An 18,349-nucleotide genomic window follows, 5' to 3' on the forward strand; every position below is an offset into this window, starting at 1 on the left:
GGTTTACGGGGCTGGAGCGCCGAACCTCGAGCATACCGAAATTCGCGCTTTTAAAACCGCAGGTAGATGAGTCGTTGGTTTTCGAAAATGGCAGATATGGTTGCGAAGTGCTGAATTAGCCCCGTAAACCGGCATAGTTTTGAAACGGGCTGTTCTTGCAAGGTCCGACGACAGTCCTTCCTATCGCAAACCATAGCTTTTACCTTGGGCTTCGCCTGCGTGCGGGGCCCTTTTGCGTGCTACCATATTGACAGTAATAATCGATGGCCTAGATGGTGGTGCGGAGACGCACGAATGCGCGGTTTTCCTGCGCGTTTGGGAGAATCGGGGTGCAAGTCCCCGGCTGTACCAGTAACCGTAATTCCTCTTGGCCCGGGATGGCCGCGCCGCAGATCGGACGGCGTGCCCGGGCCGGTAAGGTTAAGTCGGATCGCCTCCCATCTTGTACGCGGCCGCGACGCATGCCGCCGGTACGCGTTGGGCTCTGGAGGGAAGGGGGGACCCCGATGGGGGTACTCGAGCGCAATATGCGCGATGACGTGGGGCAGCCGCTGGGCAATGCTCCAGGTGCAGACAGTAGGAGACAAATGGATATGTTTGAGGACGAGTGCCAGCGCGCCTCGTGGCGTCGTCATGGAGCGATTGCCCGCGGCATAGCCAAGCGCGGTCTGGTGGCGTTCCTGGCTTTTGCCATGGCTTTTGGTACCACGCCGGCGCAACTTTGGGCCGAGGGCGCCGAGGGCATTGCCGAGTCTGTGGCTCAGGCTGCGACGGCCGGCGAGGGCGCGGCGGCCGAAGGCGCCACTGCCGACGCCGGCGCGAACAGCGCGGCGGCAAGCGCTGCTGCCGATGGCGCCGACGCTGATCAGGGCGCAACTGCGAGTGCCGCGAATGGCGATGACACCGCTGCAGACAACGCGACTGAGTCTGACAGCTCCGCCGCGATGCCCGCTGTCGCTTCGGAGCAGGGCGAGCCGAAGGCCGCTGCCGCTTCTGCCACGACGCTTTCCAGCGTGGCCAGGGTCTGCATCCAGGACACCAAGGATGAGAACTACTCGTATTCCACGAAGTCCGGCGCGCTCAATGCGGGTGATACGCTCTGGGCCAATATGTACGATAAGGATGAGGACGACTACTACAGTTCGGCTTATTCCGTCTCCAATCCTGGCACCTGGACTTACACCTGGCTCGCCGGCACGACCAGGGCCAGCAGCAATGTCGCCGACTACACCGAGGTCGTAGGCCACGAGCAGTCGCTCACCGTCACCGCCGCGATGGAAGGCAAATACTTCATCTGCAAGGTGACCGCGGACGGTAAGGACTACTACGGTCCGTCCGTTTCTGATGGCTCGGGTATCAATGCCAACTTCATCCCCGGTCCCGTGTTGGGTGCCGGGCAGATGGAACTCTACAGCGTCAAGCTGAATAGCGACAGGCCGAGCATAGGCGATACCCTTACGGCGACGCCGTACAAGGATTGGTCGAGCCCCGCAGGCTCCGACGCCAAGGTCACCTACACGTGGTCCGCATCCACCTCGCAGTCCTCGGGCTTCACCAAGATCGAGGGCGAGACGGGCGCTACGCTCGTGGTGGGCGACGACCTCGAGGGCAAGTACATTAAGGTCGAGGCCACTGCCGGCGTCAACACGGTGAGCAAGACCACTTCCAGCAAGGTCAAACAGGCCGGTGCAGTGGACGTCTACGCGGTTTCGCTCATCAATCCCAAGACCAACACCTCCGTGTTCGCGGTTGGCGATACCGCCCAGGCTCGCGCCAAGGAGAAGGGCTCCTCGACGTTTATCGACGCGAGCAAGCTCAACTATCAGTGGCAGTGCTCTGACACCAAGAGTGGCACGTATACCGACATTGCGGGCGCCACGGGTGAGACTCTCGAGCTTACCGACGCTTTGGGTGGCAAGTACCTCAAGTGTAAAGTGTCTTCGAAGATCGGCTCTTCGAGCTTGACCAACTCGACGGGTGCTCTCGTTGCTGCTGCCGGTTCAATTAATGTCACGAGCGTGACTATGAGCCCGACTTCAGGCAAAGTCGAGGTTGGCTCCACGATTACGGCGACCGCCAAGGTGGATTCCACCGACGTTACCTCCGACTCGCATGTCACGTGGCAGTGGTACAAGGGCAAGTCGAATACCGCCAGCTCGTGCAACACGCCTATCGAGGGTGAGACCGGTAACACCCTGACGGTGACCGCCGCCCTTAAGGGCTGGTACGTCGTGGCCAAGGCCAACGGCGGCTATGGCGAGCAGAAGCCGTACTATGCGGCGGGTCCTGTCTCCGTCGCTGGCCAAGTTGAGCTTTACGACGTGCAGTTCGAGGGCTCTCCCGCCACCAATGGCGTGCACGTGGGCGATACGCTCAAGACCAAGGTACGCAAAAAGGACGGCTCGAACTACAGTTATATCGAACGTACCGACAATGTGACCTATCAGTGGCAGTATGCAAATACCAGCTCGAGCTATGACTCCGCTTACACCGATATCCCCGGTGCCACCGAAGCGACCTATACCGTTGACGCCACCTATGCTGGCAAGTACCTGCGCGTGAAGGTGACGAGCGAAAATACCGTTTCCAGCACGCAGAAGAAGAGCTCGTACGGTACGCAGTCCGTTGCTCCGCTCGGTCCCGTAACGCTTAAGGGCCAGTACAAGCTGGCAGGCATTGAGCTTGCCGACAAGAACGTTACGCTCAGCGTGGGCTCAAAGATCACACCGAGCGTGCAGGTTCCGGGTAGCTGGTCGGGCTCGACCAAGGACGTGCCCGACGATGCCGAGCTCACCATGGCGTGGTATGCCAAGGGCGAGGGCGATGCCGATTGGACCGAGCTCACCGACGGCATCGATACGACCGATGGCAGCCTGACCATTTCGGACGCGCTTGTTGGCAAGCGCATCAAAGTTACGGCGAACGCCCTCGACAACACCGTTGAGTGGGTTTCGCCCGATAGCGTTACCGCGGCGGGGGAGTATAACCTGCTGCGCGTGACCACTACGCCGCAGATCAATAGTGATTCGACCCATCTCGTCTCGGGAGATAGCGTTAAGGCGACGGCGCAGGCTAAGCGCGCCGACGGTTCGGCCACCAACGGTATCGACGTCACCGGTCAGGCGACTGTTGCCTGGTATGCGGCCGACGACGCGAAGGCTCCGGCGGCCGACTGGACGCTGCTGCCCGATATGTCGGGCGCCGAGGCGACGGTTTCGGCTTCTGCCGCGGGCAAGTATCTGAAGGCTGTCGCCACGAGCGGCAGCTCGATGGTCGAGCTCGTCTCTGCCAATCCCGTGATCGCCGCAGGCTCTCTTGAGGCCGCAGTTCAAAAGCTCAACGATTCCAATAAGCAGATCTCCGTTGATTACAGCGCTAAGGGCGGCAACGTTAACGACGCGCTGAAGGCGCAGCTTGCCGATCTGGGATTTACCGACGTTGACGTTAAGGTCTCCGAGGGTGGCGTGCTCTTTAAGGCCGAGGATGCTAAGGCCACGGTCGGCATCTCCGACGCCCAGGATAAGACCAACGGCGATGTGACGTTCTTCTACATCGACCCCAACGACTACACCGGTTACAACATCGACGGTCTGCGTAGCGCCGATGTGGTGTTTGAGCTGTCGCGCGATGGCAAGACCGTGTATTACCAGCCCAGCAAGACGGTGCAGGTTGCTTGGGACGAGGCTAAGCTGCAAGACCTTCTTGACAGTGCTGCCGAATCCCTGCAGATTGGCTACGCGGCGGGCGAGTCCGCCGATGGCGTGACCCAAAATGTCACGCTTCCGTACAAGGCGGGTTCCGCAAAGAAATTCTCTGTTGAATGGACAAGCTCCGACACCGATCGCCTGTTTGTTTCTGGTTATAGCTGGGAAGATAAGACAGGTAAGGTTTCGCGCGCATCGAGCGATCGAGACGTGACGCTGACCGCTAAGGTTACGGTTACGAGCGGCGACATCAAGCTTGCCGGCTCGCACGACTTTGTCGTGACGGTTAAGGGTGATCCCGAGAAAGTCAACGCCGACAAGAAGGCGCTCCAGGAGAAGGTCGATGCGGCCTTTACCTACGATAATATCAAGTACTCCGGCACCGACGTGGTCGCCAACAAGGACGGCTTGACCGCCGACCTGCAGATGCCGCGCACGAGCACGCTCAATATCGACGGCAAGTATTACGAGGTCAAGTACTCTGCCAGCACCGATGACATTACGTTCAACGGCTACAAGGGCACGGTCTACCAGCCGCTGCCCGGAGCCAAGGCTGCAAACACCAAGATTACCCTCACGGTGACCGACAAGTCGAACTCCGAGGTCACGGCTAGTAAGACCCTCGATTTAGCGATTGCTCCGCAGGACCAGGGTGAGCTCGATGCCGAGCTTTCTCTTATGGAAAAGGCGAAGGCCGGCTATGCTGACGCCATTCTGAATGGCCAGCACTCCAATGCCGTTTCGGCGGACATGCACGCCTTCCAGAAGGCGTATCTCGATGCCGACGGCAACCTTGCCTGGAGCTACAACAAGGCAACGACCGATTCGACGTCCCCTGGTATTGTTCCGGTCGATCTGCCTGGCTATGACGCGATGTCCGGGCAGGATTGGCGTCTGTTTAAGTCGAGCAACAGCTCTATTGTCTCCGCAGAGAACCTGAAGGTCACGCAGCCGCAGTACAACACGAAGGTTGTCGTTTCCTCGCGCCTGACGAGCGAGAAGTTCGCTCGCTATGCTGAGCGCTATCCCGACAATGCCACGTATGCCAAGCTTGCGAACCAGGATGTCTCGGCAACGTTGACGGTCGTGGGCACGAGCGGTCTAAACGATCCCGAGGTTACGGCGACGTGCACAGTTATCGGCGTCGATGCCAAGGGCAAACAGCAAACGTGGGCTGCCGCGACGCAGTACACGCTCAAGAATGGCTCGACGGCCGCCGATCTTTCCGAAGAGCTCTTTAAGCAGGCCGGTCTCAAGGCCGACTACGACCCCAATGGCTCTTGGGGCTGGGTGCTCAACTCCATTGCGTCGCCTTTCGATGCAGGCCGCACTCTTGCGTACGATTCAGCGACGGGCGCGTATTGGCAGCTGTTCATTAACGGTGTCGCCGCATCGGTGGGCGCTGGCAGCTACTCCCTCGAGGCGGGCGACTCCGTCGTCTGGTGCTACTCGAAGTACGGTGACGCTGCACCCACCGACCAGCTTTCGGTAAGCTGCACCGTTATCGGTCAGGACGCTTCGGGTGCCCAGCAGACGTGGGCGCAGCCTACGACTGCACTGGTGGAAGAGGGCGCAACTGCCGCCGATCTTTCCGAGCAGGTCTTTAAGCAGGCCGGCATTGGCGCCGACGTTCAAACCGGTTCGTATGGTTGGTTCCTCAATTCGCTGACTTCTCCGTTCAATAAGAGCGTGAAGCTTTCGACCGTACAGGTTAACGAAAGCACCTGGAAGTCCTGGCAGTTCTTCGTTAACGGCAAGATGGCCAATGTTGGCGCCGGCAACTACACGCTTAAGGCCGGCGACGAGGTTACCTGGGTCTATGGTTCCGATGGCGCCATGCCCGGTCAGGTCTCCGTCTCGATGGAGATCATCGGCAAGAAGGACGATAAGGCGCAGCGCTGGACCGATCCTTCGACGCAGGTGTTTGTTGAGGGCACGACGATTAAGGACGCCACTGCCGCCTACTTTGATGCTTTGGGCATCAAGTTCGAGATGTACGATCAGCTGGGCTTCTGGGGCGTTCACAGCCTTGTCTCTCCGCTTGACGGCGCTAAGTTGGCCGGCGCTTGGTCGTTCTTTGTTAACGGTGTTCCCGGACCCCAAATCGATAGCGACTACGTTGTCAAATCGGGCGACACGATCGTCTGGGCCTATGCTGCCGGCGACACGGTGCCTAATCCCGACGAGGTCGTAGTCGATCCGAGCGCCCCGCGTCCGACCGATTGGAAGTCCGATTGGGACGGCCAGTCCAATGCGGCGGTCGAGAACGTTTCGACGCCTACGGGTGCGCTAGCGAGCTCCTGGACGTTCGATTGGAAGGCGTATTCCGGTTCGGCGTATCCCAACGCGAGCGAGCCTATTGTCGTGAACGGCAACGTGTATCTTGCCGTCAACAAGCGTTTGCTAAAGATTGACGCCGAGTCGGGCAAGGTCCTTGCCGAGTCGAAACTTAAGGCTGCGGTCGGTTATACCTCGCGCCCGATTTATGCGAACGGTTTGGTTGTCGTCCCGCTCAATGGCGGTGCGGTTCAGGCCCTGACTGCCGATGCTCTTACGACAGTTTGGATTACCGATGCGGTGAGCGACGTTGCCCAGTCGAATTCTCAGATGACGGTTGATGGCAACTATCTCTATGTTGGTACCGTTGATGTCGATTTTGGATCGGGTACGTACAACAACGGCCACCTGACGCGCATTAATATGCTGACAGGTGCTGTTTCCTGGCAGCATGTCAATGCCAATGAGGGCTATTACTGGACAGGCGCTACGGTGGGTGATGACTTTGTCTTGGTTCCCACCAGTGCCGGTACCGTCGAGATGCTCAGCAAGTCTTCGGGCGATGTGCTCGGCAGCGTTTCGGTTGGGGCGATTGTCAACTCCACCTGCGTGCTTTCGGCTGACGGCAGCCATGCCTATCTCATCTCGCGCGACGGCAAGCTGCACGTGTTGGCGATTTCTGATGGCGACTCACGCGATGCGGATTCCGCTTCGCGAATTACCGAGGAGCGCGTAGTTGACCTTGGCCTTACCGGCTGCGCGTGTGCGCCTACGTCGTATGATGGCAACAAGCTGATTGTTGGCGGCGAGGTTGCTGGCGGCTCTGCGCTAGCGATTATTGATCCGGCCGACGACTTTGCCACGACGCTGGTTTCGTCTGCTGATGGCACTGCGCTTCCTGCTGGTGGCATCAAGGGTGCTCCGCTGGTGAGTGCTCAGGCCGATGGGACCTACTACGTGTATTTCACCGTCAACTATGGTGGGACCACTGCCCAAGGCAATTACACCTCGGGCGGTGGCGTATATCGTTACAAGTTGGGTGACACTGAGGCTTCTGGTGTGTTTAGTGCAGCAGGACACAACAACTACTGTGACTCGCCAATCGCTTGTGATGCCCAGGGCAACTTGTACTACATCAACGACTCTGGCGCGCTGTTCAAGCTGAATGCTGGCGTTAAGGTTTCGTTCAATGCCGGCGAGGGGTCCAAGGTCGATTTTCAGACTACGGCCGCCAACGGCTCTGTCGCCAAGCCGGCCGATCCGACGCGTGAGGGCTACACCTTTGGTGGCTGGTATACCGATGAGGCTTGCACCAAGGCGTATGACTTTAGCGCTGCGGTGACGGCCGATATGACGCTCTACGCTAAGTGGACCAAGAATGCCGTTACCCCTGGCGGCAACGGTGACTCTGGCTCCAATAGCGGCAATGGCGGCTCCAATGGCGGCTCGGGTAATGCCGGGGCTGGTTCTGGCTCCGGTAACGGCACAAATGGCCAGCAGACTGGCGGTGCTGTTGCTCCGGGCCAGAAGCCGGTATCCACCACGACCAAGACCGAGACCAAGGACGGCAAGGATTCCAAGAAGGATTCCGACAAGTCCGACAAGAAGGACAGCAAGAAGTCTGACAAGAAGTCCAGCAAGTCCAGCTCCAAGTCCGATACGGGCTCGGCTGCCGCGACTACCGCTAAGAAGTCCGCTGAGGCTCTGGCACAGCAGTCTGGCTTCAACCCGCTCGCCATTGTTGGTGTTGCGGCCGGCATGATCGGGCTTGCGGTCATTGGCGTGTTCGTGTTTACCAAGCGCCGGTAGGTGAGAGCTGTGTCCAATAAACCTCAGGACGCCGACTCCAAGCAACCCGACTCGTCGTTCATTCAGCTCGACGATGCTAAGCAAAAGGGCGCCGCCTCGGCGGCGTCCGCCTCTCGGCGCAAGGCGCTGCTTGGCTCTCTGACGGCCGTCTGCATCGCGCTGATTGTCGTCTCGCTGGGCTTTGTTCACCCTTCCGCCAGCGGTGCCTGGTCCATCGATTGGATCGCTCGGGCCGTGGCGGGGAGGAACGTTGCCGACTCTGGCTCTATCGCCTCTCGCAAGACGGAGACAGCGGGCTCCTCGTCTTCTGACGCTGTGGACTCCGAGTCCAAGGACTCGAATGAATCGGATTCCAAGGACGCTTCCGAGTCTTCGGACGAGAAGTCAGACAAGGATTCGAAAGAGAAGAAGTCCGAAGGCAAGGGCGGCAAGAAGTCCAACAACGCGTCTGCCGGACAGGACTCCGAATCCGCTGGTGGATCGAGTTCTTCTGACGGCTCCTCTTCGGGCGGCGGCTCGGTGTCTGGCGGTGGGTCTGTATCCAACGGCGACAGCGCCTCTGCTGGCAATCAGGGCAGCTCGCAGCAGCCTGGCTACGTTACCGTGACGGTCTCTGTGACGTCGAGTGCCGTGGGTAACCCGGTGTCTTCTGGCGGTACGTTCACCTTCAACGAGGGCGCTACCCCCTACGATGCCCTGTGCGCCCTGGGCCTTTCCGTAAATGCGCACGGCTCATCGTACGGCACGTATGTCGCCGCTATCGGTGGTTTGGCCGAGAAGGAGCACGGTGGTACAAGCGGCTGGATGTACTCTGTCAACGGCGTAACGCCCAACACGGCGTGCAGCAACTACGTTCTCTCCAATGGCGACAGCGTCGTCTGGTATTACGTAACGGGTTAAATGCCTTGACATAACATGCCAAACGGGCGGTTCGGACCAACATCCGAGCCGCCCGTCTTTATGCGAATGGGACGTCGTTTCCCAATCGAGGCTCAACTGGAAATCGCATCCCACTCTGAAGGTGAATTCCGGGACACAGTTTCCGCATCAGCATCCATTGGGAAAGCGCATCTCGTTCTAGACATCGATAACGGGATGCGCTTTCCGTTTCGGCGTCCGCGGGAAACTGCGTCCCATTCTGAGGCTGCAATCTGGGATACACTTTCCGGAACGGCGTTCATGGGGAAACTGCGTCCCATTCATGCACCGTAGCCCGCCTTCCTCGGCAGACTCTGCAAACAAAAAACCGGTTGGAACGAGAATTCCAACCGGCTGCGAAGCGAGATTATGTTTGGCTGACTACGACCGTGCGCCTTCGAGGAAAAAGCGACGGCTAAAGTAGTTGTACCAGGTGACCAGGAACGTGGCGATGGCCTTCATGGCCTGGTAGCCGATGCTCAAAAACGTGACGCCCACAAACATGTACAGGTCGTTGAGGCCCAGACCGATCACCGACAGGATGGTAAAGATCGTGAACTCGCGCTTACGGCTCATGCCCTCGCGATGGTCGAACACGTACTTCATGCTGAGCCAGTAGTTGACCACGACGGACGTGGTAAACGAGACCGTCGTGCTCATCAAAAAGTCGAGGTGGAACAGCTCGACGAGCGCAATAAGCATACCCCAGTCGACGCCAAAGGAGATAAGACCCACGACAGCGAACTTGAGGAACTGCTTGGTATGAGGTTGTGCCAGCGCGTTACGCACGTAATCACATCCAATGCGTTGATGAAACGAGCAACGAGATACTTTAGAGCTTTTGCATGGCAAACGTAAGGTCTTTGGCAAGAACTATACGAACTCGCCAAATATTCAAGAGGTAATCCGCAAACGCTGCAAATCTTCCCGTAAACGAGCAAGGCCCACGAATAAACAACGCTCGACGCGCGTCATCCGCAGGTCCCCGTAGTGCAACGAGGAGGCCGAGCTATTTGGTCTGCTCGCCCTCTAGGAAGATCTTTCGCGTTACAAAGTTGTAGACCATGACGAGTGCGGTAGCGCAAATCTTGGCGATATTGGCCTCGAGGCCCAGGCCGGCGTTGAGGGCAAGCACGATGCCGTCGTTGAGCGCCAGGCCAATAACGGATAGCACGACAAAGATGATGAACTCGCGGCGGCGGCTCATGCCCTCCTTGTGTGCAAACACGTACTTCATGCTCGCGACGTAGTTAAAGATGAGCGAGACGATAAAACCGCTGGTGTTGGCGATCAAGATGTTGAGACCCAGGCCGTAGTGGAGCAGATTCATGATGCCAAAGTCGATGACGGTGGCAACGACGCCGACGACGCCAAACTTTATGATCTGCGCAAGGAGCTTTTGCATGGTACCTGCCTTAGGGTGGCGCCGGGGCGCCGCGGGGATGACAAACCCAGCAAGTTTAACCAATCCCCGCAGACGGGGCTAGGCGCGCTCCTCGATAGCACCGTTTCTATATGCATCGAGGAGCTGGCGCAGGTCTTGGATCTGACTGCGAATCTTGACGCCGGTATCGGTGTCGCTCACCATGCGGCGCCGGTCGGCCTCGTCAAAGCGGTTGGTCTCGCTCTCGATATCGACATTGCGGGTGAGCGCCTCGGCAACAGTGGTAAAGGCCTGGTGCGACTTAAGGCGGCATCCGCGCGAGCTCGAGATGAGCGTGTAACCGGCGATGCCCGTTTTGGGGTGGTAGGCGCGACAGAAACCGCCGTCGATGACCAGCAGCTTTCCGTTGGCGCGGATGGGCTGCTCGCCCTTGGTGGTCTTGACGGGCGTATGGCCGTTGATGATATGGCCCGTCGGCGAGCAGGCCATGGGGGCGACGCCAAACTCGCGCATGATATCGTCGCAAACGGACGAGGACGTGGTGAGCGTGTAGTACGGGTCCATCGGCTCGACCCACGTGCTCTTGTCGGCAATGTAGGCGCGCTCGAAGGTGCGCACCACGCGTCCGCTGGCGGGTGAGTTAAAGCCGATCCACAGGTACCACATCCAGTCGAGGGCATCGCGGTCGCCGGCGCGCCAGGCGCGGCGGGCGATATAGTCGCAAAAATCAAAATAATCGCGGCCGGCGTGCCAGGTACCCAGGCAGTTCATGCTGCTAAAGGTGCCGTCTTCGTTGAGCGGTACGCAGCCGTGGAACAGCAGATTGCCGTTGGCGACCTTATACATGGAGCCGTGGGTATAGAGGAAATCGATGTGGCGATGCAGATGATCGGCGGTGACAAACTCGGACACGAGCTTGTCGATGATGTGCTGTTCCTCGGGCGTGAGCGTGTAGGGGTCCGCTGGATCGACGGTGGGGAAGTCGTTGGTCGTGAGCGGCCACACGCTGCCGTCGGCGAGGGTGACCGTGCCGGTGTCGTGATCGACCTTGTCGAGCAGAAGACGGTCGGCCATGTCGAACTCGGGGTGGCGCTGGATAATCTGGCCCTCGAGCTTAAAGAGCAGAACGTTGATGGCTTTGATGAGCGGGCTGATGGGCTCGCCGGCGGTATAGGTGGCGTTGGCAAAGGCGACAAGCTCGCGCAGCGAGATGCCGTAGTCGTTCTCGAGAATCTCGTAGTTGCCGTAGCGCAGGTTGTTGCGTAGCACCGTGGCGATGCAGGCAGGCTCGCCGGCAGCGGCGCCCATCCACAACAGATCGTGATTGCCCCACTGAATATCGAGCGAATGATAGGTGAGCAGGCGGTCCATAATCTTGGCCGCGCCGCCGCCGCGGTCGAAGATGTCGCCCACCAAGTGCAGGTGGTCGACGGCGAGGCGCTTGATGAGTGAGGCGAGCGACTCGATAAAGTCGTCGGCGCTGGCGGTCTCCAAGATGGATTCGATAATGCGCTCGTGATAACGCACGCGGTAGTTGTTCTCGTCCGGATGCGTGTGCAGCAGCTCGTCGATGATGTAGGCGTAATCGCGCGGGATGGCCTTACGTACCTTGGAGCGGGTGTAGCGGCTCGAAAGCGAGCGGGCAACCACAATGAGCTGGTTGAGCATGGTCTTGTACCAGGTGGGCGAGTCCTCGTGCCGGCTGCGGACCAGATCGATCTTCTCGCGCGGGTAGTAGATGAGCGTGCACAGCTCGCCCTTTTCGTTAAAGGAGAGCGTGTCGCCAAAGATTTCGTCGACATGCTCGCGCACGACGCCCGAGCAGTTGTTGAGGATGTGCATAAAGGCTTCGTACTCGCCATGCACATCGCTCATAAAATGCTCGGTTCCCTTGGGCAGGTTGAGGATGGCCGAGAGGTTGATGATCTCGGTGAATGCGGATTGCTCGGTGGGGAACTGTCTCGACAGCAGGCGCAGATACTTGAAGTCTTGCGGATTGCGATCGAATGCGACCATGAAACACCTTCCGATGTGGTTGGTAAAACTGATAAACAGCGCCAAACGTTTATCAGTATGCGCCGCTTTTGTTTCGATTGGGGTTAGGAGATTGAATTGTTGGCCGAACGGTTTGCTAAATCGATTTAGTCGAGGTAGATGTGGCGGTTGAGTGGAGACGTAGGGTCGTTTTTGCAGGCGCATACCTCCGGGATCGCTAGAGATGATGACGGTAAAGATGTTCACTACCTTTGGTTCAATTTGGTGAATAACGGACATTTGTACCGTATTCACGCATGCTGTGCGATAATTTGCGCAGCAATGAGTAAGGAGCCTCATATGAGTGATTTTGTCCTGACCTGTGAATCCGCCGCCGATCGAACCCGTGAGTTCTTTGCGTCGCGCAATATTCCTGTCGTGTGTTTTCATTACGAGATCGACGATGTTGTCTATACGGACGATCTGTATCAGTCGATTACGCCGGACGAGTTTTTTGCTCAGATTGCCGCGGGCGCCATGCCCAAGACGTCTCAGGTGAGCGTGGGTGAGTACGAGGAGTTTTGGGAGCCGCTTGTTGCCGAGGGTAAAGACGTGCTGCACCTGACGTTGTCGTCGGGTATTTCGGGCACGTATGGATCGGCCTGCGTTGCGGCGCAGATGCTCGCGGATCGCTATCCCCAGGGCGGCAAGGTGCGCGTCATCGATTCGCTGGCGGCGTCTTCGGGCCTTGGCCTGCTGGCGGAATGTGCCGCCGACGTTCGCGATGGCGGCGCTTCGCTCGACGAGACGGCCGCTTGGATTGAGGAGCATAAACTCAACCTGCACCACTGGTTCTTCTCGACCGATCTGTCGAGCTATCTGCGCGGCGGTCGCATTTCGGCCGCGAGCGCGATTATCGGCACGGCGCTCAAGATTTGCCCGCTTATGACGGTCGATTGCGAAGGTGAGCTGGCGCCGCGTGAGAAGATTCGCACCAAGAAGCGTGCGATTTCCGAGATGGCTAAGACCATGATGGCACACGTGCAGGGCGGTGCGGATTATTCGGGTAAGTGCATCATGTCGCACTCGGCGTGTCGCGAGGATGCCGAGGCAGTTGCGGCGCTGATAGAGGAACAGGTTCCGCAGCTTAAAGGCAAGATTGAGATTAATGACATCGGTACTCTGATTGGCTCGCATACCGGACCTGGTACGGTGGCGCTCTTCTTTATGGGCGACAAGCGCGTGGACTAACGTTTGTGGGCTGGCTGACGGTTTTAACGGCTACGCCTGTCCTCCTGACATTTGATAACAGAAAAAGGCCCGTCCCGTTGTTTGCGGGGCGGGCCAAGATGTTTTGCTAGCGTTTCTTTCCGCGGAAGAAGAAACCGTGTAGCGAGGGCTTGAGTCCGCGGTTGGCACGACGCTCCGCGATATGATCGTGGATCGAGGCGACGCGTTCGATGACCTCGTCGGGAATCGGCACGTCGGGATTCATGTTCTCGACCTGGCTGACCTCGGCGGCGGCGACCTGGTCGATAATGGGCACATCGTCGCGCGAGATGACAGGCGTGGCGTCTTCCTTCATCTTGCGGTAGCGCTCCATCATGTCGGTTTGCAGCTGCTGGGCCGAAGGCGGCGTCCAGATGATAGCGTTGGCGCCGGCGGCGATGGTTTCGCGGATGCTCTCGGGCGTCTTGCCACCCGGTGCGATGAGCGGCAGGCTGGGATAGTGCTCTCGCAGCTCGCGTAGGACCTGGGGTGTGTTTTTGCCGGCGGCGATGTTGAGGATCTTGGCCCCGGCGCGCACCTTGGCGTGGGCATCGTCATCGCAGCGAACGACCGTGGCGATGACGGGGATGTCGGCGATGTTGGTGATGTGCTCGACCATCTCGGCGGTAGCGGGGGAGTTGACCACGCAGCCCGCCGCGCCTTGCATCTCGGAGACGGCCGCCATCTGCACGGAGCGCTTACCGGTGGTGGTACCGCCGCCAACGCCCACAAAGACCGGGCACTCGGCAACAGTCAGCAGCGCCTGCGTAATGGCGGGCTGCGGCGTGAAGGGGTAGACGGCAAACACGGCGTCGGCATTGGAGTTGCGGATGACCGCCACGTCGGTGGTATAGATGAGCGATTTGATGCGGCGTCCAAAGAGCGTAAAGCCGCTGGCCTCCTCGATCTCATCGGGCATGCGGAGGGCCGCCTTGCGCAGGCGCCCGTCGATGGGCAGCGGCTCCATGGGCAAAAGGCCGCTGGGGGTTACAGCCACCTGGGGCTCGGTAAATTCGTCCGCAAGCTCAACCTCTGAGAAATCGACCGAGGCGACGATGTCCTCGTGAACCTCGGCGGGAACATCGATGGGGGCTTGGTCGTTCGTCGCGGCGGGCGTGTCGAAGGAGCTGGTGGCGACAAAAGCGTCAACACGCTCGTTCAAATCGTTGAGAGAATCCATTGCGGTCCGTTTCTATAATGTGCGGTCGGCAGCGTGCGACCGGCGCTACGTTGCTAAAACGTTTGACGTGTTGATTTTTCCCCGCCGCGCCATCCGTTAGACTGAAGGGCCGCGAACGTGAAGGAGCTGTGGTGGCGGGAATCGAGGTGCTATCTTGGATGTCCCGTTTATAAGAGAGGTGGCGCGGTATGGAAATCACGACAATATTGAGCTCGATTGGCCTATGCGTGGGCGCAATCGTAGCCGCCGCGGTCATCTACTTTGTGGTTACGGCCATTAAGGGCAAAAAGGCCGAGCGCAAGGAGCGTGAAGCGCTTGCGCGGCATAAGGACCAGCAGGACAGGCGCGCACGGCGATAGTCTGTTGAGTTTGAATCCGTGCGCTAGCTGCGTTTTCGGATCAGAGCGATGTAGAAGCCCTCAAAGTCGCGGCTGGGTGGGATGGTCAGCGTGCCGGGCATGCCGTTGGCGACGGTCGAGACGTGGCCGGTGGCGATGGCCTCGGTGAGGGCGTTGCTCTCGACGCGTGGCTCTTCGCCAGCTTCCTGGGCGCGACGCGCTTCGCTTTCGCTCGGCGTGCCGTCGAGGGGAATGAGCTCGCAGTCCATGTGTTTGTCGAGGGCCTCTTGCAGGGCGTCCTCGTTTTCCTGCGGCAAGATCGAACAAGTCGAATAGACGAGCGTGCCGCCCGGCTTGAGGGCGCCCATGGCGCGGTCCAGAAGCGCGCGCTGCGAGCGGGCACACTTGCAGAGCAGCTGCTCGGTCAGGCCGCGCAGGCTTTTCTCGTTGCCGCTGATGACGGTGCCCGTGCCGGTACAGGGGGCGTCGAGCAGGATGCGGTCAAAGCGGAAGAACTCGTCAAGCTCGCGTGCGTCGATGCGCATGACGGGCACGTTTTTGGCGCCCTGGCGGTCCAAGTTGGCCTCGAGCTTTTCGGCGCGGGGAATGCTCATCTCGCAGGCGGTGAGGTGCGCCTGTCCCTGGGTGAGAGAGGCGATCTGCGTCGTCTTGCCGCCGGGGGCCGCGCACATGTCCAGGATATCCTCGCCGGCCTGAGCGCCCAGCACCAAAGGAGGCATCATGGACGACAGGCTCTGCAGATAGATTTTGCCGTTGCGGTAGATGTCGAGATCCCACAGATCGGATACCTGGGCCTCGGGCAGGATGAAAGCGTCCGGGTACCAGGCAACGGTTTGGTGGGCGATGCCGGCTGCGTCGAGCGCGGCGGCGATGTCCTCGGCGGTCGCCTTGAGCGTGTTGGCGCGCAGCGTGACCGGTCGCGTGGCGGCGGCGCCAAAGCCCTCGATCATGAGCTCGGCATCGGCAGGCGCATAGGCGCCGGCGACCGTGTCGACCATAAAGCGCGGCAGGTCGGCGGCGGAGTGTTGGGCGGCAAGCTGGTCGGAAAGCTCGGTGGCGGCAAACTGCCTAAGCTTGAGCTCGGGCTTAACCTGCTTTTTCTGCTTACGACGACGCGGCTTGGACATCCGTCTTTCCTTCCCATTCCATTAAAAGTAGTCAATTTGGGACGGGGCTATTTTAGCTACCCGTCCGTTTCGGCAGGCGTTGCAGTTAAATTTGGGACGGGGTAGCTAAAATAGCCCCGTCCCAAATTGACTAGTCTGCCTTGGCGTTTGTCTAGTACTGGCTCTCGTGCTTGCTGAAGAAGTCGAAGCGCGGGGGCAGCGGCTTTACGCGGTGCTCGCCGGGCTTCTCGCCCAGGCTCTCCACAAACTCGTCCGTGGAGGCAAAGATGTTGTCCCAGCTAAAGAAGGCGACCGGATCGACGTCGAAGTACTCGCAGATGAGCTCGCAGCCGGCCGGGACGATGCCGTGCATCAGGACGGTCGCCACGCGCAGCTCGGTAAAGGCGTCGACCAGTGCCTGCGTCATTGCGGTGTTTGCCTCGCTACCCTCGAGCTTGTTGGCAGCCTTGGAGGCGTCGCTCCAGCGCTTGTTGGCGGCACGCAGGTAGTCGTCGCACACGGCGAGCGCGCGGTGCGTCTCGAACTTGTACATGGCCTGCTCAAAGGCGAGAGCTGCCTGCTCGGCGGCTTCGACCACGGTGGCGGAGGCGGCACCGGCGGGGATGCAGCCGTTGCGGTAGGGGCTCTCGTCGCCCTCCTTGACGGCGACGCCGTAGAAGCAGCTGCGGGCCAGGCGGTTGAACACGCCGGTCAAAAGCGCGCTCTCCTTAAGGGCCGGGTCGATAACGCGCTTGTCGTCGCAGGCGCGCACCTCGTTGCCGTCCTTGTCCTTGCCGGTCACGCGTGTGTCATATGCCTTGGGGCTAAAGCTCACCGGCTTCTCGGACAGGCCGAGCGACAGCCAATGCGCGCGCATCTGCTCGCAGGTGTAGTGGTTGAGCAGGTCGTCTGCCGGCGGGGGAGGCGTCTGCGAGGACGAGCTGGCTTTTTTGCCCATGTAGAGCAGGTGATAGCAGGCGCTGACGGTGCTCTGCGTGAGGTTCCAACCCAGGGCCTCCCACATGGCGGTCTGCGCGATGCAGTAGAAGTAGATGTTGTCCTGACCGATAAACTGGTAGATCTGTGCGTCATCCGAGCACCACCAGTCGCGCCAGTCGAGCGAGCTGTGCTGGTAGGTGGGCGCGGGGACCTGGGTGGAATCGGCGGCGGGCTCGCCCATGAGGGCGGCATCCTGGGCGGCGACGCCCTCGGTCACGCCGGCGGCGCGGGCATCGCGGGCGAGCACGGTGCGGGTGTAGCTGATGGGCGCCCACAGGCTCTCGGGCCAGCACCAGCAGGTGACGTCGGAGACGCCATCGACCTCGGGCACCGGAACGCCCCAGTCGATGTTGCCGGTGATGCGGAAGGGCACGAGCGCCTTGCCGCTACGGAAGCGCACGCCGCCGTTGGCGAGCACCGCGTGGGCGTCGTCGCGCTCCTTCCAGCTGGGGAAGGTGACGGTAAAACTGCTCTTGTTGCCCTCGGGCTCCAGCACGGTGTGCTCGGGGAGCTGGTCCTCGACGGCATCGAAGGCCTCGCGGAACTTGTTCTGGATGTAGAGTTGTGCCGGCAGCAGCCACTCCTCCATGGTCTTGGAGACCACGGAGCGAACCTGCGGGTTCTGGGCGAGCTTGGCGGTGTAGGTCTTCATAAAGTCGAGGTAGGCGGGCAGGTCGAAGTAGAGGTTGTCGACCGGGCGCAGCTCGGGCACCTCGCCGGTGAGCTGGCTCTTGGGCGCGATGAGCTCCTCGGGCTCAAACTGGTGGCCCAGGTCGCACTCGTCGGCATAAGCCTTCTCGGACTTGCAACCTTGGATGGGGCAGCGGCCGATGACCTGGCGACCGTTGAGGAACGTGCCGGCCTTGGCGTCGTAGAACTGAAGGGTAGAGCGCTTGGAGATGGTGCCCTGCTCGTGCAGGCGCTCGATAATCTCGGCGGTCACCTTGTTGTGAATCTGGGCCGCCGGCTCAAGGCCCGAGCCGCCGTAGATGTCGCAGCTGATGTTGTAGTTGTTGAGGGTCGCGGCCTGACGAGAGTGATTGGACTCGACATACTCGCTAATGGACTTATCGTAGCCCTCGTTCTCCTTGAGCTTGCGGTAGCTCTCCATGATGGGCGAGCCGTAGCAGTCGGTGCCCGAGGTGAAGATGACGTTCTCGCGGCCCAGGCGGTCGCGCAGGAAGCGGGCGAAGAAGTCGGCCGGAACAAAGACGCCGCCAACGTGGCCAAAGTGAAGGCCCTTGTTGCCATAGGGCTCGCCGGCGGTTACGATGGCGCGGCGAGGCCAGCTGGGACGGTCGTTCATGGAGTATTTGGATGCCATGGGACTCCTTCGCATATGGTGAGAGCGTGGCCGGGCGCGGGGCTCG

The 18,349-nt window shown here is 60.0% G+C and carries 10 protein-coding genes; 4 read left to right on the forward strand and 6 right to left on the reverse strand.

Features of this window, described 5'->3' with window-relative positions; all coding sequences use genetic code 11:
- The first annotated feature begins 506 nt into the window (after positions 1-506).
- Positions 507-7,790 (forward strand): DUF4430 domain-containing protein, encoded by a 7,284-nt coding sequence (locus ACTQ0H_RS02385; protein WP_441547732.1) that lies wholly within the window; start codon positions 507-509, stop codon positions 7,788-7,790.
- Positions 7,791-7,799: 9 nt separating this feature from the next.
- Positions 7,800-8,690 (forward strand): DUF4430 domain-containing protein, encoded by an 891-nt coding sequence (locus ACTQ0H_RS02390; RefSeq protein WP_441537769.1) that lies wholly within the window; start codon positions 7,800-7,802, stop codon positions 8,688-8,690.
- A 399-nt stretch (positions 8,691-9,089) separates the two neighbouring features.
- Here the strand turns inward: ACTQ0H_RS02390 and ACTQ0H_RS02395 are convergent, their stop codons facing one another.
- The 3 genes from ACTQ0H_RS02395 to ACTQ0H_RS02405 all read right to left on the reverse strand — a co-directional run bounded on the left by ACTQ0H_RS02395 (position 9,090) and on the right by ACTQ0H_RS02405 (position 12,108).
- A complete protein-coding gene (locus tag ACTQ0H_RS02395; RefSeq protein WP_370450581.1) occupies positions 9,090-9,497 on the reverse strand; it encodes a GtrA family protein in 408 nt (135 codons plus the stop codon).
- 220 nt (positions 9,498-9,717) lie between these two features.
- Positions 9,718-10,113 (reverse strand): GtrA family protein, encoded by a 396-nt coding sequence (locus ACTQ0H_RS02400; protein ID WP_427728966.1) that lies wholly within the window; start codon positions 10,111-10,113, stop codon positions 9,718-9,720.
- A gap of 78 nt (positions 10,114-10,191) precedes the next feature.
- Entirely contained in the window at positions 10,192-12,108 is a 1,917-nt protein-coding gene (locus ACTQ0H_RS02405; RefSeq protein ID WP_441537770.1) for a fructose-1,6-bisphosphatase, read from the reverse strand.
- A 318-nt stretch (positions 12,109-12,426) separates the two neighbouring features.
- Here ACTQ0H_RS02405 and ACTQ0H_RS02410 point away from each other — a divergent pair, with 318 nt between their 5' ends.
- Positions 12,427-13,317, forward strand: coding sequence for a DegV family protein (locus ACTQ0H_RS02410; RefSeq protein ID WP_441535688.1), 891 nt, complete (start codon positions 12,427-12,429; stop codon positions 13,315-13,317).
- Between the two features lie 106 nt (positions 13,318-13,423).
- Here the strand turns inward: ACTQ0H_RS02410 and ACTQ0H_RS02415 are convergent, their stop codons facing one another.
- Positions 13,424-14,515 carry a hypothetical protein gene (locus tag ACTQ0H_RS02415; protein ID WP_441537771.1) on the reverse strand — a complete coding sequence of 364 codons (1,092 nt, stop codon included), beginning with the start codon at positions 14,513-14,515 and terminating at the stop codon, positions 13,424-13,426.
- 188 nt (positions 14,516-14,703) lie between these two features.
- Between ACTQ0H_RS02415 and ACTQ0H_RS02420 the strand changes: the two genes are divergently transcribed.
- Positions 14,704-14,874: a hypothetical protein gene (locus ACTQ0H_RS02420; protein WP_441537772.1), complete on the forward strand. Its 171-nt coding sequence runs from the start codon at positions 14,704-14,706 to the stop codon at positions 14,872-14,874.
- A gap of 23 nt (positions 14,875-14,897) precedes the next feature.
- Here ACTQ0H_RS02420 and ACTQ0H_RS02425 read toward each other — a convergent pair whose 3' ends face one another.
- Complete coding sequence (locus ACTQ0H_RS02425) at positions 14,898-16,001, reverse strand: RsmB/NOP family class I SAM-dependent RNA methyltransferase (protein ID WP_441537773.1); 1,104 nt, start codon at positions 15,999-16,001, stop codon at positions 14,898-14,900.
- A 151-nt stretch (positions 16,002-16,152) separates the two neighbouring features.
- Positions 16,153-18,303, reverse strand: a complete 2,151-nt coding sequence (locus tag ACTQ0H_RS02430) for a methionine--tRNA ligase (RefSeq protein WP_441537774.1) — start codon at positions 18,301-18,303, stop codon at positions 16,153-16,155.
- Between the last annotated feature and the right edge of the window lie 46 nt (positions 18,304-18,349).

The organism is Collinsella sp. LCP21S3_A3, from assembly GCF_052118905.1.
GTDB lineage: Bacteria > Actinomycetota > Coriobacteriia > Coriobacteriales > Coriobacteriaceae > Collinsella.

Bases quoted from the DNA above. Each gene is read 5' to 3' on its own strand.
- ACTQ0H_RS02385 (WP_441547732.1), top strand. From the start codon at position 507: ATGGGGGTACTCGAGCGCAATATGCGCGATGACGTGGGGCAGCCGCTG.
- ACTQ0H_RS02425 (WP_441537773.1), bottom strand. From the start codon at position 16,001: ATGTCCAAGCCGCGTCGTCGTAAGCAGAAAAAGCAGGTTAAGCCCGAG.
- ACTQ0H_RS02400 (WP_427728966.1), bottom strand. From the start codon at position 10,113: ATGCAAAAGCTCCTTGCGCAGATCATAAAGTTTGGCGTCGTCGGCGTC.
- ACTQ0H_RS02410 (WP_441535688.1), top strand. From the start codon at position 12,427: ATGAGTGATTTTGTCCTGACCTGTGAATCCGCCGCCGATCGAACCCGT.
- ACTQ0H_RS02420 (WP_441537772.1), top strand. From the start codon at position 14,704: ATGGAAATCACGACAATATTGAGCTCGATTGGCCTATGCGTGGGCGCA.
- ACTQ0H_RS02430 (WP_441537774.1), bottom strand. From the start codon at position 18,303: ATGGCATCCAAATACTCCATGAACGACCGTCCCAGCTGGCCTCGCCGC.
- ACTQ0H_RS02405 (WP_441537770.1), bottom strand. From the start codon at position 12,108: ATGGTCGCATTCGATCGCAATCCGCAAGACTTCAAGTATCTGCGCCTG.
- ACTQ0H_RS02415 (WP_441537771.1), bottom strand. From the start codon at position 14,515: ATGGATTCTCTCAACGATTTGAACGAGCGTGTTGACGCTTTTGTCGCC.